1 protein-coding gene is annotated in these 1,219 nt (G+C 65.6%); it reads right to left on the reverse strand.

Annotated features, from left to right (window positions below):
• A partial coding sequence (locus ACFWJO_RS39990) for an ISL3 family transposase (protein ID WP_386873242.1) occupies nt 1-697 on the reverse strand: 697 nt, incomplete at its 3' end.
• Nucleotides 698-1,219: the final 522 nt, after the last annotated feature.

Genomic DNA, 1,219 nt, shown 5'->3' on the forward strand with positions numbered 1-1,219 from the left:
TTCTCGACGGCGTCGGCCATAGGTGCCACAGGTGCCAGCGGTCGGCAACCTCAATCGCGCCGGGGGCTCCGGTGCGCGCCCCTTCGGCGTACGCGCCGGCGCGATCGCGGCACACCACGGTCGTGCCCGGGTGTGCGGTCAGCCAGTCGGCGAAGGTGTCGGCCTTCCGGTCGGCGAGGACGTCGACGGGCCGGTGGGTGGCCATGTCGATCAGGACGGTCGCATATCGGTGCCGTCGGCGCAGGGCGAAGTCGTCGACACCGAGGACCTCCACCGTTGCCGCCGGCGGGTCCGGAAGCGCACGGACAAGTCGTAGCAGGGTGCTGCGGCCGACATGCACGCCCAGTGTTGTCGCCAGTCGGGCTCCGGCGCGGCCGGCCAGCGCCAGCCCGATCCTTTCGAGGGTTCCCCGCAGCAGTGGGGTGCGTCGCGCATATCGCGTGGTCACACCGTCGATCTGCTCGGCGAAGGTGCGGCGCTCGCAGTCGGCGGTCAGACACAGGAAGCGCCGTACCCGCAGGACGAGGCGACTCGGCCGATTCCCGATCGCGGTGTCGGCCACCGTGCGTTCGTATCGGCTGTGCACCCGATCGGAGGTGTCACCGCAGGCCGGGCAGGACGCCGACACCGACAGCGCGGATGCGCGAATGCTCACCCCGCCCCCAGCGACGTCGATTGAATCGATCGCCACACCCACCAGGTGGGGAAGCAAAACACGCAGGTCACAACAGCTTCCAGAACACCGGCAAGATCATCTCCCGCGCATTCCACGTCTCACCGGAACGACACGCCGCCACGATGGACCATCACGGAAAGTGGGCCAGAACCAGATCGAGTTGACAGAGCCATCCACGCGGGAGCGCCGATTCGTATGGTCAGCCAGATGATTCTGCGTCCAGCGATGAGGGTGCAAATTACTTACCGGGATACGACATACGACGTAATCCCGATACTCGAACAATTCGTCGCCGAAACCCGGCGCTACCTCGATATCTTGTTGATTGGACTGGCTTCGCCGGACGATGAGGAGTGGTCACCGATGAGAACGGGGCCGCCCCAGGCGTAGCGGGCTTCCTCAGTTCCCTGCCGAAACTCCACGGCCCATCGGCCCCTGTATCCGATCCGCTCGGCCGCCGGCACCTCACACCAAGTTATATCGGTGCGCAGGACGAACAGAATAGAGGCTCTTCAATCTTGAGCGGGGCAACCTGGGATAGAG

Origin of the sequence: Streptomyces sp. NPDC127092 (assembly GCF_042722475.1) — a bacterium.
Lineage (GTDB): Bacteria > Actinomycetota > Actinomycetes > Streptomycetales > Streptomycetaceae > Streptomyces.